General features: G+C 70.2%; 1 protein-coding gene (cut by a window edge). It reads right to left on the reverse strand.

Annotated elements, in window-relative coordinates; translation table 11 throughout:
- Positions 1-25004 carry the 3' portion of a non-ribosomal peptide synthase/polyketide synthase gene (locus QX204_RS28725; protein ID WP_301903634.1) on the reverse strand. The gene runs 18853 nt beyond the window's last position, so 25004 of the gene's 43857 nt are visible here — the last part of the coding sequence; its start codon lies beyond the right edge, outside the window — the gene reads right to left on this strand; its stop codon occupies positions 1-3.

The raw sequence follows: 25004 nt of genomic DNA on the forward strand, positions 1-25004 counted from the left end.
CTATTCGGCGACGATCACCGTCACTTCACCCTCGGCAGCGTCGGTCGCATCGCCCGCCACCACGAACCAGTGCGTCACCTCGCCCTCGGCCAGGTCGTCTTCGACCGACGCGTCGGGGAGCACCGACAGGGCGCCCGCGGTGGACGAGGCCAGGAATTCCTGGACGGCGGCCGGGCCGGAGGCGTGGGTGGTGTAGGTGGTGCATTCGTAATCGATGCCGTGTTCGTCGCGGAGGCGCTCGGCGAGAGCCACCGCTTCGGACTGGCCGAGGACCGTGGTGTTCTCGCCGGAGACCAGCACGAAGGCCGGGTGGTCTTCGGTGAGAGGGCGGACTCGGTCGGCGTAGGACACGGGGTGGGCCGCGGCCGCGGCGATGTCGGCTTCGATGTCGGGCAGGACCAACCACTGGCCCGCCACACCGGCGACCGGGGTCGCGCTGATGCCGAATGTCGCTCCGGCGGCAGCGATCTCGACGCCGGGCAGGTCGCCGGCGAACAGGGCCGCGGCGCCCGCCTTCTGGACCGCCCAGGCGGCGAGGACCGAATCCACGCTGCGCGGCAGCGAGATCGCGACCACGTCGCCGGGGCCCGCACCGCGTGCGATGAGCACGCGGGCCAGCTGCGAGGACTTGCGATCCAGTGCGCTGTAGGCGATTTCGCTGTCGCCGCGCAACAGCGCCGGGGCCTGCGGGTCGGCTTCGACGACCTCGGCCAGCACCTTGGCCACCGTCTGCGCGCCCACGCCGGTAGCCACCGGAGCCGAAACAGCGGCTGTCACACCGGAATCGGCGAGCAGCTGGGCCCGTTCGCTCGCGTCGAGGATGTCGATGTCGCCGACCAGGCCGGTCGGATTGTCGAGCAGCTCGTCGAGCACGCGCAGCAGGCGCTGCGACAGCGTGCGAACCTCGTCGGCGGTGAAAGTGCTGGTCAGGTACTTCATCGTGATCTCGATGGTCGACTCGGCCATCACCACCAGCGTGAGCGGGTAGTGGGTGGCGTCGTCGAGGCCCACACCGGTGACCTGCATGCCGTCGATCGAGCTCGCCGCGGTGACGGCGTCCTTGTCCATCGGGTAGGACTCGAACACCACGAGGGTGTCGAACTGCGAGCCCATACCCGCCACTCGCTGGATGTCGGACATCCCGACGAAGTGGTGGCTGAGCAGTTCGGCCTGCTCCGACTGCACCCGCTGGGTCAGCTTCTCCGCGGTCATCCGGTCGTCGATCTGGATGCGCACGGGCAGGGTGTTGATGAACAGGCCGACCATCGACTCCACGCCGGGCAGCTCCGCCGGACGACCGGAGACCGTCGCGCCGAACACCACGTCGTCACGGCCGGTGAGGCGACCGACGACGATGCCCCACGCGGTCTGCAGCAGCGTGTTCACGGTGACGCCGAGCTCACCGGCGAACTTGCCGAGAGCCCTGGTGCGGTCGTTGTCGATCTCGACGACGACCTTGTCGAGTTCGTAGCGTTCCTCGGTGCGCGGCGCGGGCGCGAGCTGGGTGGGGGCTTCGACCCCGGCCAGCGCCTCGGCCCACACCTGCAGCGACACCTCACGATCCCAACCCGAGAGCCAGGACAGGAAGTTGCGGTAGGACGCCACCCGCGGGAGCGCGGTGAGGTCACCGCGCACCGCGTAGAGGACGAGCAGGTCGCGCATGAGCAGCGGCATGGACCAGCCGTCGACCAGGATGTGGTGGACGGTGATCGCCAGGTGCGCGGTGCCCTCGCCGGTCGTGTACAGACCGAAGCGGATCAGCGGCGCGGTGGCCATGTCGAACTGGTCGGCGCGGTCGGCGAGCAGCAGTTGCCGCATGCGCGGCATCCGCTCGTCCTCGGGCAGGTCGGTGAGGTCGACCTCACGCCACGGCACCTCGAGCTCGGACAGCACCACCTGCACCGGCTGACCGGCCGAATCGGTGACGAACGCGGTCCGCAGGTTCGGGTACCGGTCGAGCACGGCCTGGGCCGCGCCGCGCAGCCGCTCGGTGTCAAGAGTGCCGGTCAGGTCGAGCACGGCCTGCACGGTGTAGACGTCGACGGTCGCCGAGCTGAGCATGGCGTGGAACATCAAGCCTGCCTGCAGCGGCGAGAGCGGCCACACTTCCGACAGCGCGGGGTACTCGCGCTCCCAGAGCTCGATATCGGACTGGCCGACCCGCACGAGCTGCATGTCGGACGGGGTGAAGCCACCCGCGTCGGCACGCTGCGCGTGGGTGGCGAGCGCGGTCAGCGCGGCCACGAACAGATCGGCGAACTCCTGGGCCTGGTCGGCGGTGAGCAGACCCTTCGGGAACGCGATATTCGCGCCGAGCTGCGGACCCTCGTCGCCGTCGTTGACGATGGCGTTGATATCCAGCGTCGCGTTGGCGGGCATGTCGAGGTCCATCTCGGCATCGAGCTGACCCAGATCCGCCACCGGCACCCAGCCGAGTTCGGCGAGCTCGGCGGGGATCTCACCGGCGGTCGCGCGGCCGAGGTAGTTGAAGCTGATCTGACCGACGCTCGGCAGATCCGCGCCCTCGGTGGTCAGGTACTTCAGCATGCCGTAACCGATGCCCTTGTCGGGCACAGCCAGCATCTGCTCCTTGACCGACTTGATCACGTCGGCGAGCACGGCGCCACCGGCGAACGCGTCGTCGAGGTCGGCGCCGGCCAGGTCGAGGCGGATCGGGAAGGCGGTGGTGAACCAGCCGACGGTGCGCGACAGGTCGGCACCGGCGACGATCTCCTCCTGGCGGCCGTGGCCTTCCAGCTTGATCAGTGCCGCGGTGCCGGATTCGTCACCGCGCCACCGGGATACGGCCAGGGCGAGGGCGGAGAGCAGGCCGTCGTTGACACCGCCGTGGTAGAGGCCGGGGATCGCGGTGAGGACCGCGTCGGTGACCTCGGGCGAGAGGGTGACCTGCACCCGGTCGACGGTGGCGAAGGTGTCGACCTGCGGGTCGAACGCCCGCGCGCCCAGCAGCGGATCGGCGGTGGCCGAAACCTCGCGCCAGAACGGCAGTTCCGCACGACGATCCGTCGACTGCTCCACCAGGCTGTGCGCCCAGCGCCGCATCGAGGTGCCGTTGACGGGCAGCGTCACCTGCTGACCGGCCGCGATCTGGCCCCAGGCCATGCCGAGGTCCGGGATCAGAATGCGCCAGGAGACGCCGTCGATCACGAAGTGGTGGCCGACGATGAGCAGCACGTCGCGACGACGCGGCCCCTCGGCGGGTGCGCCGAAGGTGAACCAGACGAACTGCACCATGGCGGCGTTCGCGGGATCGAGTCGGCCCATGGCCTCGTCGTATTCGACGCTGGCCAGCTTGGACAGCTGGTCCTCGGCGACGTCGCCAGCGACCTCGACCCGACGCACGAGCGTGGTCACGTCGACCTCGCCGGGCGCCAAAGCCTCGAATTCCCACCCGTTCTCGCCGCGCGCAACCCGCGAACGCAGCACGTCGTGGTGGTCGAAGACCGCACCGATCGTGGCGTGCAGGACCTCGGCGGTGATGTTCTCGGGCAGGCGTAGCACCATCGACTGGGAGAACCGGTCGTAGGTGGAACCACCGGCCAGGATCTGGCGCATGATCGGCAGCATCGGGATGTCGCCGACACCGCCGCCCGGCAGTTCCTCGAGGACGATCTGCTCGGCGTCGCCCGCGAGCACGGCGATCTCGGCAAGCCCTGCCACGCTGCGCTTTTCGAACACGTCGCGCGGCTTGAAGAGCACGCCGCGGTCCTTGGCGCGCGAGACCAGCTGGATGGACAGAATCGAGTCGCCGCCGAGGGCGAAGAACGAATCGTCGAGACCGACGGCGTCGACGCCGAGCACCTCGGCGAAGACGACGGCGATGATCGCCTCGACTTCGCTTGTCGGCGTGCGGAACTCGCGCGGGGCGAGCACGGGCTCGGGCAGTGCGCGACGATCCAGCTTGCCCGCGGGGGTCAGCGGGATCTCGTCGAGGACCATCACGGCGGCGGGCACCATGTGCGCGGGCAGGTGCTGCGCCGCGTAGTCGACCAGGGCGGCCGGGTCGACGTGGCCGCGCACGTAGGACACCAGGATGGTGGCGCCCGCGTCGGTCTTGCGACCGATGGTGGCGGCGAACTCGACGTCGTCGTGCGCGGTGAGGACCGCGTCGATCTCGCCCAGTTCGATCCGGAAACCGCGGATCTTCACCTGGAAGTCGTTGCGGCCCACGTATTCCACGACCGGCTTGCCGTTGACCGTGCGCCAGGCGACGACGTCACCGGTGCGGTACAGCCGCTCGCCGACGGCGTACGGACTGGCCACGAAACGCTCGGCGGTGAGGCCGTGGCGCGCATGGTAGCCGCGAGCCAGCGGGACGCCGCCGAGGTAGAGCTCGCCGGCCACGCCCTCTGGCACCGGCCGCAGGCGAGAGTCGAGCACCAGCACGGTCGCGCCCGCGATCGGGCCACCGATGTTCATGGTGTCGCTCGGCAGCAACGGATCCGACAGGTTGGTGGCGATGGTCGCCTCGGTCGGACCGTAGGCGTTGTAGAACCGGTGGTGGGCCGGGTCGGTGCCCGCGCTGTGCCAGTTCGCGACCAGGTCGACGGGGGCCTTGTCGCCACCGACGATCAGTGCCTGGAGTCCGGCCAGCGCCGCGGGTTCCATCGACGCCGCGACCAGCGGGGTGAGGAACACGTGGGTGAGCCGCTCGCTCGCGATGATGTCGGCCAGTTCCTCGCCGCCCACCACGCCGACCGGCGTGATGACGAGGGTGCCCGCCGAGCCGACCGCGAGCAGGAACTCGAGGATCGAGGCGTCGAACGACGGTGAGGCGAAGGCCAGGGTCCGAGCGTTCTTGTCCAGCCCGAACTGCGCGACCTGGGCGGCGGCGAAGTTGGGTACACCGGCGTGGGTCACGACGACGCCCTTGGGCAGACCCGTCGAACCCGAGGTGTAGATCATGTAGGCCGTGTTGCCGGGGCGTACCGCGCCACGACGATCGGCCTCGGTGATCTCGGCGTCGGACTGCGCGGCGATCTCGGCCTCGATGGCCGCGTCGTCGAGAGTCAGCCAGTCGCCGAGTGCGGGCGCGGGCAGGTGGTCGACCTCGGCCGACACCGTAATGCCCAGTGCCGCACCGGAGTCCGACATCATGTGCGCGATGCGTTCGGCCGGATACTTCGGGTCGACCGGCAGGAACGCCGCGCCGGTCTTGCTGACCGCCCAGATGGCCAGGGTGGTATCGAGCGAACGCTGCATGGCGATGGCGACGACCGTCTCCGGTGCGGCGCCACGGTCGATCAGCACCCGCGCCAGCCGCGAGGAGGCCGCGTCGAGTTCGGCGTAGGTGAGCGAGGCCGACTCGCCCGGCGCGATGATGGCCTGACCGGTCGGGTTCGTCGCCACGGCCTGCGCGAGGAGCTCCGGCAAGGTACTCACCGAAGCGGCGGGACCGCCTGTGCGAGAAAGCAGTTCGATGCGCTCGGACTCGTCGAGGAGTTCGAGATCGCCGACCGGCGTCGTGGTGTCGGCGACGACCTCGGCGAGCAGACGCTGGAAGCGCTGCGCGAACTTCTCCACTGTCGACTGATCGAACAGCGCACTGGCGTAGGAGAACTCGGCGTAGGCGCCTGCGTCGTCGCCGACCGTCGCCTCACGCACGGTGAGCAGCAGGTCGAACTTGGCGGTGTCGACGTCGAAGTCGACGGCCGAGACCGACAGACCCGGCAGCTCGAAGCTGGCGTCGGGCAGGTTCTCGAACGACAGCGCCACCTGGAACAGCGGGTGCCGCGCGGTGGAGCGCTCGGGATTGAGCAGTTCCACCAGACGCTCGAACGGGATGTCGGCGTGGGCGAAGGCGGCCAGGTCGGCTTCCTTGGCCTGGGTCAGCAGCTCCGCGAAGCTCAGCTGTCCACCCACCTGCGTGCGCAGGGCGAGGGTGTTGACGAACATGCCGATCACGTCGTCGAGTTCGGCCTCGCCACGGCCCGCGATCGGGGTACCGATGACGATGTCCTCGGTACCCGACATGCGCGCCAGGAAGACCGCCAGCGCGGTGTGCACGACCATGAACAGCGTCGCGTTCTGCTCGCGAGCGATGGCGGACAGTCCGGCGTGGATGTCGCCGCCGATCGGGAACAGCACCCGGCCACCGGCGAAGGACTGCGTGCTGGGACGCGGGCGGTCCAGGGGCAGGTTCAGCTCGTCGGGCACACCGGCGAGCGCGCGCTTCCAGTAGTCGGCCTGCTGGGCCACGAGGCTGGTCTCGTCGGTCTCGGCGCCGAGCACCTCACGCTGCCAGACGCTGAAGTCGGCGTACTGCACCGGCATCGGCGCCCAGCCCGGCGCCTCACCGGCGGCACGCGCGGCGTAGGCGATCATCACATCGCGCGTCAGCGGGCCCATGGACCAGCCGTCGGCGCTGATGTGGTGGGCGACGAAGACGAGAACGAATTCCTCTTCGGCGACCTGCATGAGGCGAGCACGCAACGGAACTTCGTCGATCACGTCGAAGCCGGTGGAGATCAGCTCGCCGATCTTGCCGCGAACCTGTTCGGGAGCAACCTGTTCCGGCGTCAGATCCGGCACATTGCCCTCGACCGGCAGGATCACCTGGTGCGGTGTGCCGTCGGTCGACGGGTACACCGTGCGCAGGGTCTCGTGCCGTGCGAGCACATCGGCGACGGCCAGTTGCAGCGCCTCGACATCCAGCGCGCCCGTCAGGCGGACGGCGACGGGGATGTTGTTCACCGAGGAAGCGGTGTCGAACTGGTTCAGGAACCACATGCGCTGCTGCGCGAGCGACAGCGGCACCTGGTCGGGACGCGGCCCGGCGACCAGCGCGCGACGCCCACCGGCGCCCGCGCCCTGCTCGACCTTCACCGCGAGACCGGCCACCGTCGACGCCTCGAACAGCAGGCGCACGGGCACCCGACTGTCCAGTGCGGCACCGAGGCGGGCGGTGACCTGGGTGGCCAGCAGCGAGTTACCGCCGAGGGCGAAGAAGTCGTCGTCGGCGCCGACGCGTTCGGCGCCGAGCACATCGGCGAACACGCCGGCCACGATCTCCTCGATCGGGGTCGACGGCGCGCGGAAGGCCTGTGCCTCGAACTCCGGCTCCGGTAGCGCCTTGCGGTCGAGCTTGCCGTTCACGTTGAGCGGCAGCGCGTCCAGCACCACGAAGGCGGCGGGCACCATGTACGACGGCAGACCGGCCGACAGCGTCGACTTGACCTGTGCCACCTCGATATCCGTGCCGACCAGGTAGGCGACCAGGCGGTCGCCGGTGCGTGGATCGGACTTGGCGATCACGGCGGCCTGCGCGATCTCGGGCAGCGCGAGCAGCGCGGCCTCGATCTCGCCGAGCTCGATGCGGAAGCCGCGGATCTTCACCTGGAAGTCGGTGCGGCCGCGGTAGTCGAGTTCGCGGTTGTTCCAGGCCACCAGGTCACCGGTGCGGTACATGCGGGTACCGGGGGTGAACGGGTTGGCGACGAACCGGTCGGCGGTCAGGTCGGCGCGGCCGAAGTAGCCACGGGCCAGCTGCGCGCCGGCCAGGTACAGCTCACCGGCGACGCCGTCGGGCACGGGGCGCAGGCGCTCGTCGAGCACGTAGACCTGGCTGTTCCACTCGGGCGAACCGATGGAGACCGACACCTGGTCGGCGGCGCTCACCCGGTGCGAGGTGATCGAGACCGCGGCCTCGGTCGGGCCGTACAGGTTGAACAGCTCGGTGCGGCTGAACTCGGCGCGGAAGCGCTGGGCCAGCGAGCCCGGCAGCGCCTCACCGATGGCCAGGACCCGCCACAGCGAATCGGGCATCCCCGCGGCGAGCAGCGCGTCGAGCATCGACGGCACCACGTGCAGGGTGGTGACCCACTCGCGCGACATCAGCTCGTTCAGATAGGCCGGGTCACGATGGCCGTCGGCCGAGGCGATCACCAGGCGGCCACCACAGACCGCTGCCGACCAGAACTCCCAGACCGAGAGGTCGAAGGTGGCGGCGGTCTTGAGCAGCACCGCGTCGGCGGCGTCCATGCCGAACTCGATCAGCTTCCACTGCAGCTGGTTGGCGATCGCGGCGTGCGGAACCGCGACACCCTTCGGGCGGCCGGTGGAGCCGGACGTGAAGATCACGTACGCGGTGTTCTCCGGACGCAGCGGTTCGGTGCGCTCGGCATCGGAAATCGTGGTGGCAGCGATCGATTCCAGGTCGAGTTCGTCGATACGGATGACGGGCGCGACCTCGGTGGCGAACTCGGCGTTGGTCAGCACGCAGACCGGTGCCGCGGTCTCGAGGATGTAGTCGGTGCGCTCGGCCGCCTGATCGGGGTCGACCGGCACATACGCGCCACCGGACTTGGCCACCGCGTACATCGCGACAACCAGGTCCACCGAGCGGCGCATCGCCAGCGCGACCCGGGACTCCGGGCCCACACCGAGCGAGATCAGGTGCCGCGCGAGACGGTTCACCTTCGCGTCGAGTTCGGCGTAGGTGAGCTGCGCGCCGTCGTCGGTGACCAGGGCGGTCGACTTCGGATCGGCGGCCACCGACGCGTCGAGCAGCGAGACCAGGGTGGCCTCGGCGTCGACGGGGTAGGCGGTGGCATTGCGGGCGTCGAGCACCCTGGTGCGTTCGGCCGGGGCCAGCAGCTCGATATCGCCGACCGCGGTGCGCGGGGTGGCGACGATCGCGCCGAGCAGGCGGACGAAGCGCTCCACGAAACCTTCGACCGTGGCGTGGTCGAACAGGTCGGTCGCGTAGGTGAACAGACCCGAGATGCCCTCGGGCTCACCGGCGTCGCCGTAGCGGTCGGTGGCGATCAGGTGCAGGTCGAACTGCGACAGCTTGGAGTCGATGTCGAGGCCGGACACCGTGAGGCCGGGCAGTTCCAGGGTGGCGCGGCTGAGGTTCTGGAACGACAGGCCCACCTGGAACAGCGGGTGACGCGCGGTGGAACGGACCGGGTTGAGCACCTCGACCAGGCGCTCGAACGGCACGTCGGCGTTGGCGAACGCCGCGATGTCGTCCTCGCGCTGACGGGCCAGCAGCTCGGTGAAGGCTTCGCCGCTGTCGACCTTGGTGCGGAAGACCAGGGTGTTGACGAACATGCCGATCATGTCGTCGAGCGCGGCTTCGCCACGACCGGCCATCGGGGTGCCGATGGCGATGTCGTCGGTACCCGACAGGCGGGCGAGCAGCACCGCGAGGGCGGTGTGCACGACCATGAACAGCGTCGCGCCCTCGGCGCGGGCCAGTTCGACCAGCGCGCGGTGGGTGTCGGCGTCGATCTGGACGTCGACCTTGCTGCCCGCGAACGTCTGCACGGCGGGGCGCGGACGGTCGGCGGGCAGGTCGAGCTGATCAGGCAGCTCGGCGAGGGCCTGCTTCCAGTGCGCGACCTGCTTGGATGCCATGGAATCGGCGTCGTCCTCGCTGCCGAGGAGATCGCGCTGCCAGATGCTGTAGTCCGCGTACTGCACGGCCAGCGGCGCCCAGCCGGGCTCGGAGCCCATCGAGCGGGCCGCGTAGGCGGTCATCAGGTCGCGGGTCAGCGGGGCGACCGAGGAGCCGTCACCGGAGATGTGGTGGATGACCAGGGCGAGGACGAAGTCGCCCGCGATGCTCCCGGCGGGCCCGGAGGCGGTAGCGGAGCGTGACCACGCAGGGCCCTCGAGAGCATCGCCATCAGATACCGCGTTCTCGACGCGGAAGAGCGCGACCTTGAGCGGCACCTCGACGGTGACGTCGAACATCGTCGACATCAGTTCCGCGACCGCCGATTCCATCTCCTCGGCGGCGACGACGCGTTCGATCAGTTCCGGCGCCGCCTGTGCGGGCGACAGGATCACCTGTGCCGCACCGGATTCGGTCTGCGGGTAGATCGTGCGCAGGATCTCGTGGCGCGACACCAGGTCGGTGACCGCGGCACGCAGCGCGTCGATGTCGAGTTCGCCGGTGAGGCGGACCGCGACCGGCACGTTGTACGCGGCCGACTGGGTGTCGAAGCGGTTGAGGAACCACATGCGCTGCTGCGCCAGCGACAGCGGGATGTGCTCAGGGCGAGGACCGGCGGTGAGCGCCTTGCGGTCGCCGGTTTCCGCGTGCTGCTCCACCCGGTGGGCGAGCGCGGACACCGTGGACGCCTCGAACAGCAGGCGCACGGGGATACGGGTGTCGAGCGCTTCGCCGAGTCGTGCGGCGACCTGCGTGGCCAGCAGCGAGTTACCGCCCCAGGCGAAGAAGTCGTCGTCGAGGCCGAAGCGCTTGTCGGCGTCCAGGCGAAGAACCTCGGCGAAGGTGGCGGCCACGAGCTGTTCGCTCGGGCTCACCGGCGCGCGGAACACGGCCTTCTCGACCTCGGGCTCCGGCAGAGCCTTGCGGTCGAGCTTGCCGTTGGCGTTGAGCGGCAGCGCGTCGAGCTGCAGGAACACGGTCGGAACCATGTACGACGGCAGCTCGGCGGCCAGTGCGGCGCGCAGGGTCAGCTTGTCGACCTCATCGTCGGCCACGACGTAGGCCACCAGGCGATCGCCCACCACGGGATCGGTGTGGGCCAGGACAGCGGCGGAGCTGATGCCCGGCTGACGCAGCAGCGCGGCCTCGATCTCGCCGAGCTCGATCCGGAAGCCACGGATCTTCACCTGGAAGTCGGTCCGGCCCCGGTAATCCAGTTCACCGTCGGCGTTCCAGGCGACGAGGTCACCGGTGCGGTACATGCGCTCGCCGAGCGCCGAGAACGGATCGGCGACGAAACGGTCGGCGGTGAGGTCGGCGCGGCCGTAGTAGCCGCGGGCCAACTGGGCGCCGGCCAGGTACAGCTCACCGGACACACCGACCGGAACCGGACGCAGGCGCGAATCCAGCACGTAGACACGGCTGTTCCACTCCGGCGCACCGATCGAGACCGACACCGTGTCCGCGTCGGTGACCGCGTGGCTGGTGATCGAGACCGCGGCCTCGGTCGGGCCGTACAGGTTGAACAGCCCGGCGGTGTTGGCCGTGCGGAAGCGCTGCGCGGTCGCGGCGGGCAGCGCCTCACCGATCGCGAGGACGCGGCGCAACGTACGCGGGAGCGCCGCACCGGATTCGGTGAGCAAGGCGTCGAGCATCGACGGCACCACGTGCAGCGTGGTGACGCCGGTGGCCCGCATCAGGTCGTTGAGGTAGGCCGGGTCACGGTGGCCGTCGGCGGTCGCGACCACCAGACGGGCACCCGCGACGGCGGCGGTCCAGAACTCCCAGACCGAGAGGTCGAAGGTGGCGGCGGTCTTGAGCAGCACCGCGTCGTCGGCGCCGATGCCGAATTCGGCTGTCTCCCACAGCAGCTGGTTGACGATCGCGCCGTGCGAGACCGCCACACCCTTGGGCTTGCCGGTCGAGCCGGACGTGAAGATGACGTACGCGGTGTTCGCGGGGACCAGGGTGCGCCCGGTGATCGCGGCAGCGCTGACATCGCTCAGGTCGAGGTCATCGAGGACCACAACTTCGGCTGCCGCCGTGCTGAATTCGGCGTTCGCCGTCGTCAGCACGACAGCCGGTGCGGCCGTCTCCAGGATGTAGTCGGTGCGCTCGGCAGGCTGATCCGGGTCGATCGGCACGTAGGCCGCGCCCGTGCGGGCCACCGCGTACATCGCGATGATCAGCTCGGCGGAACGGCGGATGGCAAGAGCCACCCGGTCTTCGGTGCCGATCCCGCGCGAGATCAGGTGCCGCGCGAGACGGTTGACCTCGGCGTCGAGCTCGGCGTAGGTCAGCTCGCGGCGTCCTGCGACGATCCGACCGACCGCAGCGGTGCCACTACCGGATTCGGCGCCGGCGGCAACCGCTTCGGATTCCGGCTCGTCCACGACCAGCGCGATGGCCTCGGGAGTGGCCGCCACTGTCGCATCGAGCAGCGACACCAGGGTGGCGTCGGTGTCGACCGCGTTGGCGGTGTCGTTCCACGCCGTGACGATCCGCTCGGATTCCGGCGTGGTGAGCAGGTCGATGTCGCCGACCGCGATGGTGGCGTCGGCGGCGACCGCGTCGAGCACCAGGACGAAGCGGTCGGCGAAGCTCTGGACCGTCGCCTCGTCGAACAGGTCGATGGCGTAACCGAATTCGGTGACCAGCTGGGCCGGTGCGCCGTCGTCGGTGTAGCGGTCGTAGAGGGTGACGTGCAGGTCGGTCTTGGCCAGCTGCGAGTCGTAGTCGACGGCGCTCACGGTCAGGCCGGGCAGTTCGAAGGTGGTGTCGGCCAGGTTCTGGAATGACAGGCCCACCTGGAACAGCGGATTGCGCGCGGTGGAGCGGACCGGATTGAGCACCTCGACCAGGCGCTCGAACGGTACGTCGGCGTTGGCGAAGGCTTCCAGGTCGCGGTTGCGCACATCGGCGAGCAGTTCGGCGAAGGACGCGCCGGAGTCGACGGCGGTGCGGAACACCAGGGTGTTGACGAACATGCCGATCAGGTCGTCGAGCTCACGCTCGCCACGGCCGGCGATCGGGGTGCCCACGGCGATGTCGTCGGTGCCGGACAGGCGAGCGAGCAGCACCGCGAGCGCGGCGTGCACGACCATGAACAGCGAGGCGTTGTTCGCCCGCGCCAGGTCGTGCAGGGCCGCGTGCCGGGTCGGGTCGATCTCGAAGCGGATGGCCTGACCCTGGAACGACTGCGCGGGCGGGCGGGGCCGGTCGGTGGGCAGTTCGAGCTGGTCGGGCAGGCCCGCCAGCGTTTCGGTCCAGTAGGCGACCTGCTTGGTCGCCAGGGATTCGGGATCGGTCTCGTCGCCGAGGACCTCACGCTGCCACAGCGCGTAGTCGGCGTACTGCACCGGCAGCGGCGCCCACTGCGGCGCCTCGCCCTGCACGCGGGCCACGTAGGCGGCCATGATGTCGCGGGCCAACGGGCCCATCGACGAACCGTCGGCGGAGACGTGGTGGACGGTGAACGCGAGTACGTGGTCGGTCTCGGCGAGTTCGAACAGCGCGACCGCCAGCGGCACCTCGCGGGTGACGTCGAAGGTCGTCATCGCGAATTCGATGACTGCGCCGAGCAATTCGGTCTCGTCGACCTCGATGTGGTGCACCTGCGCGCTGATCTGCGAGTTCGGCAGGATCACCTGATGAGGGCCGTCGGGCGAGGCCGGGTAGGTGGTGCGCAGCATCTCGTGGCGGGCGAACACGTCGCCGATGGCCTGTTCGAGCGCGGGCACGTCGAGTTCGCCGGTGAGGCGCACCGCGAGCGGGATGTTGTCGACCGCGGAGGTGGAGGTGTCGAACTGGTTGAGGAACCAGTAGCGCTGCTGGGCCGGCGAGAGCGGGATGACGGCGGGCCGCTCCCCCGCGGTCAGGCGCGGACGCGTCCGGCCGGAGCCCGCGTTGTGCTCGGCGCGGGCAGCCAGCGCGGAGACGGTCGAGGCCTCGAACAGGTCGCGCACCGAGAGCTGGGTGTCCAGGGCCGCGCCGATGCGGGCGGTGACCTGGGTGGCCAGCAGCGAGTTGCCGCCGAGTTCGAAGAAGTCGTCGTCGGCGCCGACACGGGTCACCCCGAGCACGTCGCCGAAGGTGCCCGCCACGATCTCCTCGATCGGGGTGGACGCCGCGCGGAACACCTTGGCCTCGAACACCGGCGCGGGCAGCGCCCTGCGGTCGAGCTTGCCGGAGGCGTTGAGCGGGAAGGCATCCAGGATCACGAAGGCGGTAGGAACCATGTAGGTCGGCAGCGCGCCACCGAGGTCGGTGCGCACGGCATCGAGGTCGATGCTCGCCCCGGCCGCCGGGATCAGGTAGCCGACCAGCTGGTCGCCGAGGCGCTCGTCGGAGCGGACCACGACCACGGACTGGGCGATCGAGGGCAGCGCGGTGAGCGCCGACTCGATCTCGCCGAGCTCGATGCGCAGACCACGCAGCTTCACCTGGAAGTCGGTGCGGCCCAAGTACTCCAGCTCGCCGTCGGCGGTCCACGCGACGAGGTCGCCGGTGCGGTACATGCGTTCGCCGTCGGTCCCGAACGGGTCGGCGACGAAGCGGTCGGCGGTGAGGTCGGGACGGTTGACGTAACCGCGCGCCAGCTGGACACCGGCCAGGTACAGCTCGCCGGGAACGCCGACGGGCGTCGGGTGCAGACGCGAATCCAGCACGTACACCTGGGTGTTGAAGACCGGCGCGCCGATCGGCACCGAGGTGGTGTCGGCGTCGGTGACCTCGTGGAAGGTCACGTCGACCGCGGCTTCGGTGGGGCCGTACAGGTTGTGCAGGGCCGCGCCGGTGAGGGCGCGCATCCGCTGCGCGGTCGGCGCGGGCAGCGCCTCGCCCGAGGCGAACACCAGGCGCAGGCTGTTCGAGATCTGCCGTCCGTCGGCGAGCGCGACAGCGGCGGACTCGGCGAGTTCGGCGACGAACACCGACATCATCGACGGCACGAAGTGCGCGGTGGTGACGCCCTCGGTGGCGATGATCTCGGCCAGGTAGGCCGGATCGCGGTGGCCGTCGGGCTTCGCGACGACCAGCTTCGCGCCGATCTGCAAGGGCCAGAAGAACTCCCACACCGACACGTCGAACGTGGCAGGCGTCTTCTGCAAGACGACATCGGCCTCGGTCAGACCGTACGCCGCCTGCATCCACACCAAACGGTTGACGATCGCACCATGGCTGACCGCCACACCCTTCGGACGACCCGTCGAACCCGACGTGAAGATCACATACGCCGTGTTCTCCGGACGCAGCGGCGCGATCCGCTCGGCATCGGTGACCGGCGCATCCGAGTAGCCCGAGAGATCCAGGCGTTCGATGTTCAGCGCCGTGGTCGAGCCCGCGTCGAATTCGTCACGGACAGTGGTCAATACGCACACCGGGGCCGCGGTCTCGAGCACGTAGTGGGTGCGCTCGGCCGGGTGGTCGGGGTCGAGCGGCACATACGCGCCACCGGCCACGCTCACCGCGTACATGCCGATCACCAGGTCGAGCGAGCGGCGCATGCCGAGCGCGACCATGGTGTCCGGGCCGACGCCCTGGGCGATGAGATGACGGGCAAGGCGGTTCACCTGCGCGGTGAACTCGCGGTAGGACAGACTCGTCCCCTCGAACGTGACGGCGGTCGCGTTCGGGCTGGTCAGGGCCTGCGCCTCGAACATCGACACCAGCGTGGCGGCCTGGTCGACGGCGTGCTCGGTGGCGTTCCAGTCGGTGACCACCTGGCGGTATTCGGCCGGGGCCAGCAGGTCGATCTCGCCGATCGCGCGGGCGGGCTCGGCCACGACCGCGGTCAGCATCCGCACCAGGCGCTGCGCGAGGGCGGCGACGGTGTCGGCGTCGAACATGTCCGTGGCGTAGGCGAATTCGGCGGTCATGCCATCGGCGGAACCGTCGGCACGGTGACGATCGGCCAGGTTCAGGTGCAGATCGAACTTGGCGGTGACCACATCCAGCGGCACGCCCGCGACCTCGAGGCCGGGCAGTTCGAAGGACGCCTCGCCGGTGTTCTGGAACGACAGCATCACCTGGAACAGCGGGTGGCGCGCCTGCGAACGGGCCGGGTTGAGGATCTCCACGAGCCGCTCGAACGGCAGGTCGGCGTGGCCGAAGGCGGCGAGGTCGTTCTCCCTGGTCCGGTCGAGCAGCTCGGTGAACGGCTGGGCCGGGTCGACGGCGCTGCGCAGGACCAGAGTGTTGACGAACATGCCGATGGCGTCGTCGAGCACCGCTTCACCACGACCGGCGACGGCGGTGCCGATGGCGATGTCGTCGCTGCCCGACAGGCGGGCCAGCAGTGCGGCGAACGCGGCGTGCACGACCATGAACAGGCTGGCGCCGTGTTCGCGGGCCAGCGCGTTGAGTCCGGCCGACAGCGCGGGGTCGATCGAGAACTCGTGCACGCCACCGCGGTTGGACGCGACGGCGGGACGGGCACGGTCGGCGGGCAGATCGAGCTGGTCGGGCAGCCCGGCCAGGTTCTGCGACCAGTAGGCCACCTGCTGCGCGATCATCGACGCCGAATCGGCTTCGGAGCCGAGGGTTTCGCGCTGCCACAGCGCGAAGTCGGCGTACTGCACGGGCAGCGGCGCCCAGCCGGGCGCTTCACCGCGCGAGCGCGCGGCATAGGCGATCATCACGTCGCGGGCCAGCGGGCGCACCGACCAGCCGTCACCGGAGATGTGGTGCACGACGAAGACCAGCACGTGGGTGTCGGGGTGCGAACCGTCCATCGAGCCCGCGACGCGCAGCAGCTCGGCGCGCACCGGGACCTCGGCGGTGACGTCGAACCCGGCGAGCACGAGTGCGCTGATGCGGTCGCGGATCTCGTCCTCGCCGACGGTGATCGGGTGCAGCGAGATCGGCATCTGACCGGCGGGCAGGACGACCTGTACGCCCTGACCCTCCGCGGTCTCCGGGTAGACGGTGCGCAGCACCTCGTGCCGGTCGACCACGTCGGCGACGGCCTGACGCAGGGCGTCGATGTCGAGGTCGCCGGTCAGGCGGACCGCCAACGGGATGTTGTTGACGCCGGTCGCGCTGTCGAAGCGGTTGAGGAACCACATGCGCTGCTGGGCGAGCGAGAGCGGGATCTGCTCCGGGCGCGCACCGGCCACGAGCTCGCGGCGGCTGCCGCTGCCCGCGTGGACCTCGACCTTGGCGGCCAGCGCGGACACCGACGGCGCTTCGAACAGCGCGCGCACGGGGACGCGGGTGTCGAGGGCGGCGCCGAGTCGGGCGACCACCTGGGTGGCGATGAGCGAGTTGCCGCCCAGGTCGAAGAAGTCGTCGTCGAGGCCGACCGCGCGGTCGCCGGACAGGCCGAGCACCTCGGCGAAGGTGGCGGCGACGATCTCCTCGATCGGCGTGCGCGGCGCACGGAACTCCCGCGCCTCGAACACCGGCTCGGGCAGGGCACGACGGTCGAGCTTGCCGTTGGCGCTCAGCGGCATCTCGTCGATGACGACGAACGCGGCCGGAACCATGTAGGACGGCAGCTGCGCGGACAGATGCGCGCGCAGCGCGTCGATGTCGACGGTCGCGCCCGCGGCGGGGACGACATAGCCGACGAGCTGGTCACCGGTGCGCGCGTCCGAACGCACGACCACCACGGCCTGCGTGACGGTGTTGTGCGCGGTGAGCGCGGCTTCGATCTCGCCGAGCTCGATGCGCAGACCACGCAGCTTCACCTGGAAGTCGGTGCGGCCCAGGTAGGTGATCACGCCGTTCTGGTCACGGCGGACGAGGTCACCGGTGCGGTACATGCGTTCGCCGTCGGTCCCGAACGGATCGGCGACGAAGCGGTCGGCGGTGAGATCGGCACGGCCGAAGTAGCCGCGGGCCAGCTGGGCACCGGCCAGATACAGCTCACCGGCGACACCGGCGGCGACCGGGTGCAGTCGCGAATCCAGGACGTAGGCCTGCGAGTTCCAGACCGGCGAGCCGATCGGGACGGCGCCGTCGACCTGGTCGGCGACCGGGCCGTGCGTCGCGTGGACGGTGAACTCGGTGGGACCGTACAGGTTGAACAGAGCCGCGTCGCTCACCTTGCGCAGCGCCACGACCGCGTCGGCGGTGAACGCCTCACCGGCGATCAGCAGGGCGCGCAGCGAGGACAGCGCTCCGCCCGCGACGGCGGCGGCATCGATGCTGCCCGCGAAGACGGTGAGCATCGACGGCACGAACGAGGTCATCGTGACGCGTTGCGCGGCGATGACATCGGCGAGGTACTGCGGATCGCGGTGACCGTCGGGGCTCGCCACGACGATCCGGCCGCCAGTGCTCAGCGGACCGAACAGCTCCCACACCGACACGTCGAAGGTGGCGGGGGTCTTGAACAGCACCACATCGTCGGCGTCGATGCCGTATTCGCCGGTGATCCAGCGAATCTGGTTCACCACCGCCGAGTGCGGCACGGCCACACCCTTCGGGCGGCCGGTCGAGCCGGAGGTGAAGATGACGTAGGCCGGATGCTGCGGGAGCAGCGGAACGATCCGCTCGGCATCACTGACCGGGGTCTGCGGGTACGCCGTGAGGTCGATCGCGTCGATGACCAGCGTCATCGGAGCGGTGTCAACGGCCGCGTCGTCGAGTCCGAACCCGTCGCGGGTGGTGGTGAGGACGGCGACCGGGGCCGCCGTCTCCAGAACGTAGGCGATGCGGTCGGCGGGCTGGTCCAGGTCGAGCGGCACGTAGCCGCCGCCTGCTTCCTGCACCGCGTACGCGGCGACGACCAGGTCGATGCTGCGGCGAAGGCCGAGCGCGACGAGGGATTCCGGGCCGACGCCCGCTTCGATCAGGCGATGCGCCAAACGGTGTACGCGAGCGGCGAATTCGGCGTAGGTCAGGGTCTCGCCGGTGGCGGGGTCGACCATCGCGACCGCGTCGGGAGTGGCCAGCGCCTGGCGGGCGAACTCGTCCACCAGCGTGCCCGCACCGGGCAACTCGTGCGCGGTGTCGTTCCAACCGCGCACGGCCAGTGCGGTTTCGGCGGAATCGAGCAGGGCGATATCGCCGACGGCGCGGTTCGGAGCCGCCGCGATCTCGGCGAGCAGGCGGGCGAAGCGGGCGCCGAAGCGGTCCATGGTGGCCGCGTCGAACAGATCGGTGGCGTAGATCAGTTCGGCGACGATGCCGGACGCGTCGCCCGGCTTCTCGGTGAGCACGACCTGCAGGTCGAACTTGGCCACGTCGATCGGCAGATCCACACCGCTCACGGTGAGGCCGGGCAGTTCCAGGCTGGTCTGGCCGGTGTTCTGGAAGGCCAGCATGACCTGGAACAGCGGGTGACGGGCCTGCGAGCGCGCGGGGTTGATGATCTCGACGAGGCGCTCGAACGGCAGGTCGGCGTGGCCGAACGCGGCGATGTCGCTCGCGCGGACCGCACCGAGCAGGTCGGTGAAGCTGGCGTCGCCGTCGACCTCGGTGCGCAGCACCAGGGTGTTGACGAACATGCCGATCAGGTCGTCGAGGGCACGCTCGCCACGGCCCGCGATGGGGGTGCCGATGGCGATGTCGTGCTCGCCGGACAGGCGCGAGAGCAGCAGGGCCAGCGCGGCGTGGGCGACCATGAACAGCGTCGCGCCACGGGTGCGGGCCAGCTCGGTCAGTGCCGCATGGGTTTTCGCGTCGATCTCGAAGGTGTGGGTGGCGCCGCGTCCGCTGGCGACCGCGGGACGCGGCCGGTCGGCGGGCAGGTCGAGCTGCTCGGGCAGCCCGCGCAGGGTCGAACCCCAGTACGAGATCTGCTGGGCGATCACCGATTTCGCGTCGTCCTCGTCACCGAGCACGGCGCGCTGCCACAGCGCGAAGTCGGCGTACTGGACCTCGAGGGGACGCCAGGCTGGTTCGGCGCCTTCGACGCGGGCGCTGTAGGCGGTCATCACGTCGCGGGTCAGCGGGCCCATGGAGAAGCCGTCGGCCGAGATGTGGTGCACGACAAGGGCGAGCACGTGTTCGGTGGGGCTCACCTCGAACAGGGCGGCGCGGAACGGCACCTCGGCGGTGACGTCGAACGCGGTTTGTACCAGCTCCGAAAGCCGTTGCGGGAGTTCGGCGACAGTGGTCTCGATCGGCGCCAGGTCGGGGATGACCTTGCCGGTCGGGACGATCACCTGGTAGCCGGCCCCCGACACCTCCGGGTAGTAGCTGCGCAGAGACTCGTGGCGGGCGAGCACGTCGGCCACGGCCACCTGCAGCGCCTGACGGTCGAGCAAGCCCGACAGCTGGACGGCGGCGGGGATGTTGTCCACCGCGGACTCGGGGTCGAAGCGGTTGAGGAACCACATACGCTGCTGGGCCAGCGACAGCGGCACCCGCTCGGGGCGCTGCTGCGGCACCAGCGGCGCGCGGCGTTCGGCGCCGGAGTGCGTCTCGGCGCGGGCGGCCAGCCCGGCGACGGTGGAGGCCTCGAACAGCTCGCGTACGCCGATGTCGGTGTCCAGCGCGGCCGACAGGCGGGCGGCGACCTGGGTGGCGGTCAGCGAGTTGCCGCCGAGGGCGAAGAAGTCGTCGTCGAGGCCGACCCGGTCCAGGCCGAGCACGTCGGCGAAGGTCGCGGCGACGATCTCCTCGACCGGCGTGGTCGGGGCGCGGAACACCGCGGCCTCGAACACCGGCGCGGGCAGCGCCTTGCGGTCGAGCTTGCCCGAGGCATTGAGCGGGAACTCGTCGAGGACGATGATCACCGCGGGCACCATGTAGGCGGGCAGGTTGCTGCCCAGTTCCTCGCGGGCGTCCTCGATGTCGACGGTGCGGCCGGTCGCCGGGATCACATAGGCCACCAGCTGATCGCCGGTGTGCTGCTCGCCGCGCACGACGACCACCGACTGCGCCACCTCGTCGAGGCCGGTCAGCGCGGACTCGATCTCGCCGAGCTCGATGCGCAGACCACGCAGCTTCACCTGGAAGTCGGTGCGGCCCAGGTATTCCAGCTCGCCCTGTTCGGTCCAGGCCACGAGGTCGCCGGTGCGGTACATGCGCTCGCCGTCGTCACCGAACGGGTCGGCGACGAAACGGTCGGCGGTCAGGTCGGGGCGCGCCACATAGCCGCGGGCCAGCTGGGTGCCCGCGAGGTAGAGCTCACCCGCGACACCGACCGGCACCGGGCGCAGGCGCGCGTCGAGGACGTAGACCTGGGTGTTGAAGACCGGGGCGCCGATCGGGACGGTGTCGGAATCGGCGTCGACGACCTCGTGGAAGGTGACGTCGACCGCGGCCTCGGTGGGGCCGTACAGGTTGTGCAGCGCGGCGCCGGTCAGCTCGCGCAGACGGTGCGCGGGCTTGGGCGGCAACGCCTCACCGGAGGCGAACACCATCCGCAGCGACTCGCAGCGCGCGGCGTCGGCGTCGGCGACGAACACCGCGAGCATCGACGGGACGAAGTGCGTGACGGTGACGCCCTCGACGCGAATGATCTCGGCCAGGTAGGCCGGATCGCGGTGCCCGTCGGGCTTCGCGACAACCAGCTTCGCGCCGATCTGCAAGGGCCAGAAGAACTCCCACACCGACACGTCGAACGTGGCAGGCGTCTTCTGCAAGACGACATCGGCCTCGGTCAGACCGTACGCCGCCTGCATCCACACCAAACGGTTGACGATCGCACCATGGCTGACCGCCACACCCTTCGGACGACCTGTCGAACCCGACGTGAAGATCACATACGCCGTGTTCTCCGGACGCAGCGGCGCGATCCGCTGGGCCTCGGTGACGCGGGTGTCGGCGTAGCCGTCCAGGTCGAGCAGGTCGATCCGGACCTGTGCGGTGTCGATCTCCAGATCGGTGCCCGAGGTGAGCACACAGACCGGATCTGCCGTCGCGAGAATGTATTCCGTGCGCTCGGCCGGATGATCGGGGTCGAGCGGCACATACGCGCCACCGGCCACGCTCACCGCGTACATGCCGACGACCAGGTCGATCGAGCGGCGCATGCCCAGTGCCACATAGGTTTCCGGGCCGACGCCACGGTCGATCAGCCAGCGCGACAGGCGGTAGACCCGCTGGGCGAACTCGGCGTAGGTCAGACTCGTGCCCTCGAAGGACAGGGCGGTGGCCTGCGGCGTGCGCGCGACCTCGGCCTCGAACATCGAGACGAGGGTGGCCCGCTGGTCGACCTCGTGCGCGGTGGCGTTCCACTCACGCACCACGAGTTCACGTTCGGCGGCGTCGAGCAGTTCGATATCGCCCACGGCGACAGTCGGTTCCGTGGTGATCGCGGTGAGCACCCGGATCAGGCGCTCGGCGATGCGATGCACGGTGGCGGCGTCGAACAGGTCGCTCAGGTAGCCGGCGCGCACGCGCAGCTGGGTGTCGAGCTGGGCGATCAGCGACAGCGGGTAGTGGGTGGCGTCGGCGGCGTCGAGGCCGGTGACAGCCATGCCGTCGATGTCGGCGGCCTGGGCCTTGATGCCCTCGGCGTCGACCGGGTAGGACTCGAAGACCACCAGTGAGTCGAACAGGCCACCGATTCCGGCCGCGGACTGGATCTCGGCGAGGCCGATGTAGTGGTGGTCGAGCAGGTCGGCCTGCTCGCCCTGGGTGCGGGTCAGCACGTCGCGCACCGTTTCGGCGGCGTCGAAGCGCACGCGCACCGGGACGGTGTTGATGAACAGACCGACCATGGATTCCACGCCCGACAGCTGCGCGGGACGGCCCGAGACGGTGGTGCCGAAGAGCACATCGTCGCGGCCGGTCATCCGGCCGAGCACGATCGACCAGGCCACCTGCAGGACGGTGTTCGGGGTGACGCCGAGGTCGGCGGCCAACGCCACGAGCCGCGCCGTGGTGGGCTCGTCGAGGTCGAACAGGTACTCGTCGGACAACGCCGCGATCTCGCGGCTCGCGTCGGGACGGGCCAGCATGGTCGGCTCGGTGACGCCGCGCAGCGCGTGCGACCAGGCTTCGACCGAGACCGAGTGATCCTGGCGGGCGACCCATTCCAGGAAGTGGCGGTAGGAGCGAACGGCGGGCAGCGCGCTCGCGTCGCCGTGCAGGGCGTAGAGGGCGAGCAGGTCACGCATGACCAGCGGCGTCGACCAGCCGTCGAGGAGGATGTGGTGGTTGGACACCACGAAGCGCCACTCGTGCTCGGCGATCTGGATCAGCGTGAAGCGGATCAGCGGCGGGTTCGCCAGGTCGAAGCGGGCGGTGCGGTCGGCTTCGACGAGGTCGGCGTATTCGCCGGTCTCGATGCGGTCGTGTTCGGTCCAGGCCACGCGGGTGGTGTCGAGGACGACCTGCACGGCATTGCCGTCGTGGTCGGTGACGAACGCGGTGCGCAGGGTCTCGTGGCGGTCGAGCAATGCCTGGGCAGCGGCGCGCAGACGGGTGGCGTCGACGCGACCGGTGAGGGTGAGGACCGCCTGGGCGGTGTAGACGTCGACCGAGGTGGCGGCCAGGCGCGCGTGGAAGAACAGACCCGCTTGCAGCGCGGCCAGCGGCCACACCTGGGTGAGCTCGGGGTAGCGCTTCTCCCAGGTGTCGATATCGCGCTGGGTGGAGCGCACGAGGGCGAAGTCGGACGGTGTGTGACCGCCCGCGTCGGCCGAATTGGCGTGCCGGGCCACAGCTTCCAGCGCGGTGATCCACAGGTCGGCGAACTCGCGCACCTCGGCCTCGGCGAGCAGCGTGCTCGGGTAGCCGATATTGGCGCTGAGCTTGTCGCCGACGACGATCGCGTTCACGTCCAGTGGCGCCATCGCGGGCATGTCCGCGTCGTAGGCGCCGCCGAGGGCGGCCAGCTCGGGCGCGGGGATCCAGCCGAAGCCGCGCAGGGCGTCGGGGACATCGCTGTCGGCGACCCGGCCGAGGTAGTTGAAGCTGATCTGGCCGGGGAGCTGCGTGGGCAGTTCGGCGGCGGTCTCGGCGTTCATGTACCGCAACAGGCCGTAGCCGATGCCCTTGTCGGGCACCGAGAGCAGCTGTTCCTTGACCGCCTTGACGGCCTGGCCGAGCGCCGGTCCACCGGCGAGCGCGGCGTCGATGTCGATGCCGGCCAAGTCGAGGCGGACCGGGAAGATGGCGGTGAACCAGCCGACGGTGCGCGACAGGTCGGCGCCGGGCGCGACCTCTTCCTCGCGACCGTGGCCTTCGAGACGCACGAGCAGTGCGTCGCCGGTCGAGTCGGCGCGGCGGCCGTTACCCAGTGCGCCGGGGCCGGTGCGGGTGGAGCGCCACTTGGCGGCGGCCAGCGCGAGCGCGGTGAGCAAGCCGTCGTTGACGCCACCGTGGAACAGGGCGGGGACCGTGGTGAGCAGTGCCTTGGTGACCTCGGCGGAGACCTCGACCGGCAGCTTCTCGACCACGCCGGAGACATCGACCGCCGGGTTCATCGCCCGCTCGGTGAGCAGCGGGTCAGGGGTGTCGACGACCGCACGCCAGAAGTCGAGCTCGGCGGCGCGTTCGGCGCTCTTCGCCTCGTCGGCGAGGGCGTGCGCCCAGGCTCGCATCGAGGTCGCGGGGGCGACCAGCTCCGGCTGTTGACCGGCCGAGAGCTGACCCCACGCGGCGACGAAGTCGGGGACGAGGATGCGCCAGGACACGCCGTCGACCACCAGGTGGTGCGCGACGACGATCAGTCGACCCGCCCGAGCGGCGGACCTGGTGGACGTGTCCGAGTCGCTGCTGTCCGGCGCGGCGGGCTCGAGCCACACGAATCGCACCACGACACCGTCGGCGGGATCGAGGCGATCCAGGCTGGCGTCCAGTGCGGCGGAGGCGATGTCGACGAGCTCGGCGTCGGAGACGGTGGGATCGAAGACGGTGTGGTCGATGCGCGCGGCGGCGTCGACCGTGCCCGCGGGGGCGGTGTCGACGACCCAGCGGCCGTCGACCTGATGCAGCCGCGAGCGCAGCATGTCGTGGCGGTCGATCACCGCGCCGACGGTGGCGGCGATGCCCGCGCGGTCGATGCCGACCGGCAGCTCGAGAGCCATGGTCTGGTTGAACCGGTTGAACGAACCGGGCCGCTCGGCCATGAACCGCACGACCGGGGTCAGCGGCATCTCGCCGACGCCGCCGCCGGGCAGCTCGGCGAGGGTGATCGCGGACGCCGCGGCGACATCGGCGGTTTCGGCGACCGAGGCCAGACCCGCGACGGTGCGCTGCTCGAAGACGTTGCGCGGGGAGAACAGCACGCCACGGGCCTTGGCCCGGGAGACGAGCTGGATGGAGACGATCGAGTCGCCGCCGAGGGCGAAGAACGAATCGTCCACGCCCACGCGCTCCACACCGAGAACCTCGGCGAAGACCTCGGCGATGGTCTGCTCGATCGGGTTGCGCGCGGCACGGAAGGTGACCTCGGTGGCGAAGACCGGCTCCGGCAGCGCCTTGCGGTCGAGCTTGCCGACCGGGGTCAGCGGCACGTGGTCGATCACCATGATCGACGACGGCACCATGTACGCGGGCAGACGATCCTCGACATGCGCGGTCAGGGCGGCGACATCGATCGAATGACCCGGCGCGGCAACCACATACGCGACCAGCGAGACAGCGCCCGCGGTGCTCTTGTGGCCGACGGTGGTCGCGAAGTCGACGGTCTCGTGCGAGGCGAGCGCGGAGTCGATCTCGCCCAGTTCGATACGGAAGC

This window comes from Nocardia sp. PE-7 (genome assembly GCF_030486425.1).
GTDB classification, from domain to species: Bacteria; Actinomycetota; Actinomycetes; order Mycobacteriales; family Mycobacteriaceae; genus Nocardia; species Nocardia salmonicida_A.